The organism is Mycobacterium sp. (assembly GCF_050701675.1).
Taxonomy (GTDB): Bacteria; Actinomycetota; Actinomycetes; order Mycobacteriales; family Mycobacteriaceae; genus Mycobacterium.
The window spans coordinates 1-5,810 of record NZ_JBOGDD010000653.1 but is presented as its reverse complement, the minus strand read 5'-3'; the positions used below and the strand labels follow the sequence as shown (position 1 = coordinate 5,810).

The window sequence follows — 5,810 nt, the reverse complement described above, 5'->3', positions numbered from 1 at the left end:
CACCTATACCGTCCGTCACGTCGACACCGAGCGTCGCGAGATCAGCATCGACTTCGTCGTCCACGGTGAGCAGGGGGTGGCCGGCCCATGGGCGGGTTCCGTCAGTCCTGGCGACCCGGCCTATCTGATGGGTCCGAGCGGCGCATACGCACCCGACCCCGCGGCCGACTGGCACTTGCTGGCAGGTGATGAAGCGGGATTGCCTGCGATCGGGGCTGCCCTCGAAGCACTGGCACCCGACGCCGTCGGGCAAGCGTTCATCGAGGTCAGTGGCCCCGACGACGAGCTGACGCTCACCGCGCCCGCGGGCGTGGAGATCCGCTGGATCTATCGCGGAGGCCGCGCCGATCTGGTTCCCGAGGAGATGGCAGGTGACCAGGCGCCGTTGATCGCGGCCGTCAAGGAAGCCCAGTGGCTGCCTGGCCAGGTGCAGGTCTTCATCCACGGTGAAGCCCAGGCCGTAATGCACAACCTGCGGTCCTACATCCGCAAGGAGCGGGGCGTCGACGCGAAATGGGCGTCGATATCCGGCTACTGGCGGCGTGGACGCACCGAAGAGACGTTCCGGCAGTGGAAGGCCGAACTGGCAAAAACGGAGTCTCAGACCGCGGGGTGAGCTTGGGCTGGCACGCTTGGCCCATGGCATTCGGTGACTATCAGCTCGAGATCTATCTGCAAGGCCTTTCTGGCGTTTTACCGTCGCTTCCGATGGCGTTCGCAGAACTCGAGGCCAAGGCCCAGGCCGCCATGTCTCCGTCGTTGTGGTCCTACGTCGCGGGCGGCGCGGGCGATGAACGCACGCAGCGCGCCAACGTCACGGCCTTCGAACGTTGGGGCCTGATGCCGCGGATGTTCGTCGGCGCCAAGGAACGAGACGTGTCGGTCGAGCTATTCGGGCTGACCCTTCCGTCGCCGGTCTTCATGGCGCCGATCGGCGTCATCGGCCTATGCGCGCAGGATGGTCACGGTGACCTCGCCGCGGCGCGGGCCGCCGCCCGGACCGGGGTGCCCATGGTGGTGTCGACGCTGACGGCCGACCCGCTGGAGCAGGTCGCCGCCGAGTTCGGTGATACGCCAGGCTTCTTCCAGCTTTACACCCCGACGGACCGCGACCTGGCCGCGAGCCTCGTCTCGCGTGCCGAGGCCGCCGGCTACAAGGGCATCGTCGTCACGCTCGACACGTGGGTGCCTGGTTGGCGTCCGCGTGACCTCTCGACGTCGAACTTCCCGCAGCTGCGCGGGCACTGCCTGTCGAATTACACCAGCGATCCCGTGTTCCTCGCGTCGTTGCCGCAGACACCCGAGGAGAACCCGCAGGGCGCGATCCTCAAGTGGATCTCGGTGTTCGGCAACTCGCTGTCCTGGGATGACTTGCCGTGGTTGCGCTCGCTGACCAAGCTCCCGCTCCTGGTCAAGGGCATCCAACATCCCGACGATGCCCGCCGCGCCATCGACGGTGGCGTCGACGGCATCTACTGCTCGAATCACGGCGGGCGCCAAGCCAACGGCGGCCTGCCCGCGATCGACTGCCTGCCCGGCGTCGTCGAGGCTGCCGCCGGGGTGCCGGTGCTATTCGACTCCGGTATCCGCAGCGGCGCCGACATCGTCAAGGCGCTCGCGCTTGGCGCCACCGCCGTCGGTATCGGGCGGCCATACGCATACGGCATGGCACTCGGCGGTGTCGACGGCGTGGTCCATGTCCTACGGTCGCTGCTCGCCGAGGCCGATCTCATCCTTGGCATCGACGGCTATGCCTTGCTGAAGGACCTGACCGCCGACGCGTTGCGCCGCGTCGATGCCGCGGAGGCGCTGCGGTGAAGGCGGTCAGTTGCGTACACGGCTCACTCGAGGTCGTCGAACTCCCCGATCCACGGCCGCAGAAGGGCCAACTCGTCCTCGCGGTGCGGCGCTGCGGGATCTGCGGATCCGATCTGCACGCCAAGGACCATGCCGACGAGCTTGAAGACGTGATGTCGGAGATCGGCTATCCGGACTTCATGCGGGCCGATACGCCCGTCGTGATGGGCCACGAGTTCTGCGGTGAGGTCGCCGAGCGTGGCCGCGGTGTCGCCAAGTCGTTCACCGAGGGAGCGCTCGTCGTGTCCTTCCCGTTGCTGCGGGCCAACGGCGGTGTGCACCTGACCGGGCTTTCCCCGCTGGCGCCTGGCGGATACGCCGAGCAGGTGCTTGCGGAGGCGGCGATGAGCTTCGTCGTCCCCAACGGCCTGTCGCCCGACCTCGCCGCGCTGACCGAACCGATGGCCGTGGCGCTGCACGCCGTGCGCCGCAGCGAGATCGGCAAGCGTGACGTCGCGATCGTGGTGGGCTGCGGTCCCGTTGGGCTCTCGGTCATCAGCCACCTGAAGGTCCGCGGGGTGCGCACCGTCATCGCAAGCGACTTCTCCGCCGGGAGAAGAGCTCTCGCGTCACGCTGTGGTGCCGATGTCGTGGTGGATCCCGCGGTGGACTCTCCCTACGCGCGGGCGGCCGCCACCAAGGGCGTGCTCACCACCGCCCCCGCGCTGTACGAGCTCGGGATGGCGTCGATGGAGAAGCTGCGCCGGCTGCCGGGGTGGTCACACGTCTACCGCGCGGTGGACGCTCTTGGTGCGGCCGGCCCCAAACGGCCGGTCATCTTCGAATGCGTCGGCGTGCCAGGGATGCTCGACGGCGTGATCGGCGCGGCGCCGCTGAACTCACGCGTCGTGGTGGTTGGTGTCTGCATGGGCGAGGACAAGCTGCGACCGGTGATGGCGATCAGCAAGGAGGTCGACATGCGGTTCGTGTTCGGCTACACGCCGCTGGAGTTTCGCGACACGCTGTATCTGCTGGCCGACGGCAAGCTGGACGGTTCGCCCCTGATCACCGGAACGGTCGGACTCGAGGGCGTCGCAACGGCTTTCGAGGCGCTCGGGGACCCCGAGACGCACGCCAAGGTTCTGATCGATCCGAGCAGTACAACCGTCGCGCCCTGACCGTGGGCGTTCGAGGCGCCCCGCCCCAACCAACACGGTCCGACACCGCTGAGATACCCGAGCAGCACGCCAAGGTGCCCGCAGGGGTCATCGCCCCGCTGCTTCGATGCCGCCCAGCATGCCCAGCTGGTGCAGATCGGCAATGTACTTCTCGATCAGCTCGTGCGACAGGTGCGGCACATCTCTGTCCGTCCCGATTTCGGCGGATTGCACTGCGGCGCGGAACTTTTCGGCGGGCACACCAGTACCGCCCGCCGGGGGCGCCGGGTGGGCGTATGCGCTCATCAGCGGCAGCACCGAATTCTTGAGCTGGTCCTCCGGCAGCACCTTCATCGCGTCCTCGAACCCGTTCCGCCACTCGTCGTAGTCGTCGATGCGTTCGATGGGCAGCCCGTCGGCGATCAGCCAGTCGATGAACTGGTCAAGGGAGATCCCGTCGTCGTGAGTGTTGAGGAGGTTGTAGGTGTGGTACCCGGCGGTGCCGCGCGCCCCCAGGGTCGTGATCGCCGCCGACGTGAAATCCGCGGGGAGCCCGTCATAGTGGGCGCGTTGCCGATTTCCTGCCGAGTCGAGTTGGTAGAACGACTTCGGGGCCAGGCCGGTCGCGACGACGCTGAGGAGGAGGCGCGTGAACATGTCGGTGACATTGACCTGGCCGGTATATGTGCTGTGCGCCAGGATCATGTCCGACCGGAACACCGTGACCGGCAGTCCGCAGAGGTCATTGGCTTCCCGCAGCAACACCTCGCCTGCCCACTTGCTCGTCGCATAGCCACCGGCGTAGGACGTGGCCAGGGAGCGCGACGGGCTGGCCACCCGAATATCCACGTCCTCGCCGACGTACGTGCTGTCGGGCAGCGCCGTCACGGCCACCGTCGAGATGTAGTCGACCGGTTTGAGTCGCCCGGTGATGGCCAGCTTGATGATCTCGGCGGTGCCGAGGGCGTTGGGCCCGAACAACTGGCCGTAGGGCAGCACGTGATTGACCAATGCGGCTGAGTGCACGATGAGGTCGACCGATTCCGCGAGCCGGCTCCAGGTCGGCGTATCGACTCCCAGGTTCGCCGCTCCCACGTCACCCACGAGTACCTCGAGATGTTCGTCGGCCAACTCGCGGAACCGCTTCGACAAGGCCTCGTCGCCGGAGTCGATGGCCGCTTCGATGCGCTGCCGGGCGGCGATCGGATCGGCCCCGCGGGCCAGACAGATCAGGCGGCCATCGGTCTGCGACAGTCGTTCCAGCCAGTCCAGGCACAGGAACCGGCCCAGATAGCCGTTGGCCCCGGTCATCAGGACGGTGTTGATCGTTGCGGTCGGCGCGGGAAGCCCTGGCGCGGCAGCCAGGATGGCGGGGTCGATGAACTTGTCCAGGGTCAGATCCGCCGCCCGGACGACTTCTGCACCGCGTCCGTGCACGGATGCAAACGTGGGGCGTGTCGATGCCGACTGCCGTTCTCCGTCGACATGGTCGGCGATGGTCGCGAGCGTCGCAGTCGGGCTGACGATGGTCTGCACCGGCACGTCGATGCCGAAGATACCTTCCAGCATGGTTGCGAACGAGAACGCGGAGAGTGAATCCCCGCCGAGGTCAATGAATTTCGCGTCCGCCGACGGCGCGGGGCCGGTCGTGTCGAGACCGAGCGTCGCCACGGCGGCTCCCCTCACCGTATCGATGGTGGGTTGGTGGCGGCTGGCGGCCCTCAGGTCGTCGAGCTGATCGTCCTGCCCGGCGGCGATCTCGGCATAGATGGCGTCGAGCCGGTCCAGGTAGTGGGCTTTCAGCGCGGGGCGCAGCAGCTTGCCGACACCGGACAGCAGGCCGTTGTCTCGGGTGAACGGATCGGATTCCAGCAGGAAATCCCGCGGCGCCTCATAGGAGTTCAGGTGCGCGTCGGCGGCGAGCTGCTGCATCGAGTTGGCTATCAGCGTGCGCGCATCACCGTCTCCGATGGCGTCGGGGTTGGGCACGATCACCGCGAGCAGGAACGATTGTTCGCTGCTGCCGTATATGAAGATCTGCCGGATGTAGGGGCTGGTGGCGTAGGTGGCCTCCAGATTCGACACCGCCACGAACTCGCCCTGCGACAGCTTGATGACGTTGTTGCGGCGGTCCAGGTAGACCAGGTGATCCGGGCTGATCTCGGCCATCACGTCACCGGTCTTGTAGAAACCGTCGGCATCGAAGATGTCTGCCGACAGTTCGGGGTGCTTGTAGTACCCGGGAATCAGCGTGGTTGCCTTGAGATACAGCTCACCGCGTGGATGCGGTTGATCGGCGGTGGAGTACCCGAGTTCGGGTACGTCGACGAGCTTGTAGTCGGTCACCGGTGGGCGCACCAGCTTCCCGTTGCGCATGATGCCGCCGGCGTTCTCGGTCGAGCCGTAACCGTCGCTCACCGTGATGTCCATGAGCGATTCCACGAACGCATGCATATCCTCTGACAGCGGTGCACTCCCGCACATCGCCGAAGCCAACCGGCCGCCCAGAAAGTCCTTCCGCAGTTCGGCTTTCACTTCTTCGTCGAGCTCTTCGGTGGCGGGCTGCCCGCCCGTGCGCTGATCGAGTTCCTTGCGGTAGCGCCGGAAGAACATGTCACACACCCGCGGCACGAGGTTGAGTGCGGTGGGGCGCACCAGGGTGATGTCGTCGAACAGAGTCGACATATCGCTCTTCGCGGCGAAGTAGCCGATACCGCCGGAGGTCAGCGTCGAGATCAGCCACGCCAGACCGTAGACGTGGCTCAGCGGCATGTACTGCAGGTGAATGGCCGGGATCTCGATGCCGATGTCCACCGACGGGCTGTGCGGACGCTGCCACAACCGTGTCATCAGATC

Annotated in this window: 4 protein-coding genes; 3 read left to right on the top strand and 1 reads right to left on the bottom strand. The window is 66.6% G+C overall.

Annotated features, from left to right (window positions below):
* The 3 genes from ACRDUX_RS20070 to ACRDUX_RS20060 all read left to right on the top strand — a co-directional run.
* The coding region (locus ACRDUX_RS20070; protein ID WP_526415771.1) for a siderophore-interacting protein at positions 1-616 on the top strand (616 nt) is incomplete at its 5' end.
* Between the two features lie 23 nt (positions 617-639).
* The gene (locus ACRDUX_RS20065; protein WP_526415770.1) at positions 640-1,818 is read left to right on the top strand and encodes an alpha-hydroxy-acid oxidizing protein; all 1,179 of its coding nucleotides are present in this window, start codon (positions 640-642) and stop codon (positions 1,816-1,818) included.
* Positions 1,815-2,975, top strand: coding sequence for a zinc-binding dehydrogenase (locus ACRDUX_RS20060; protein ID WP_526415769.1), 1,161 nt, complete (start codon positions 1,815-1,817; stop codon positions 2,973-2,975). Before ACRDUX_RS20065 ends, ACRDUX_RS20060 begins: the two co-directional genes overlap by 4 nt.
* Positions 2,976-3,062: 87 nt before the next feature.
* Here ACRDUX_RS20060 and car read toward each other — a convergent pair.
* The coding region (gene car / locus ACRDUX_RS20055; protein ID WP_526415768.1) for a carboxylic acid reductase at positions 3,063-5,810 on the bottom strand (2,748 nt) is incomplete at its 5' end.

Excerpts from the sequence above, each read along its gene's own strand:
- ACRDUX_RS20065 (WP_526415770.1), top strand. The coding sequence starts at position 640 with ATGGCATTCGGTGACTATCAGCTCGAGATCTATCTGCAAGGCCTTTCT.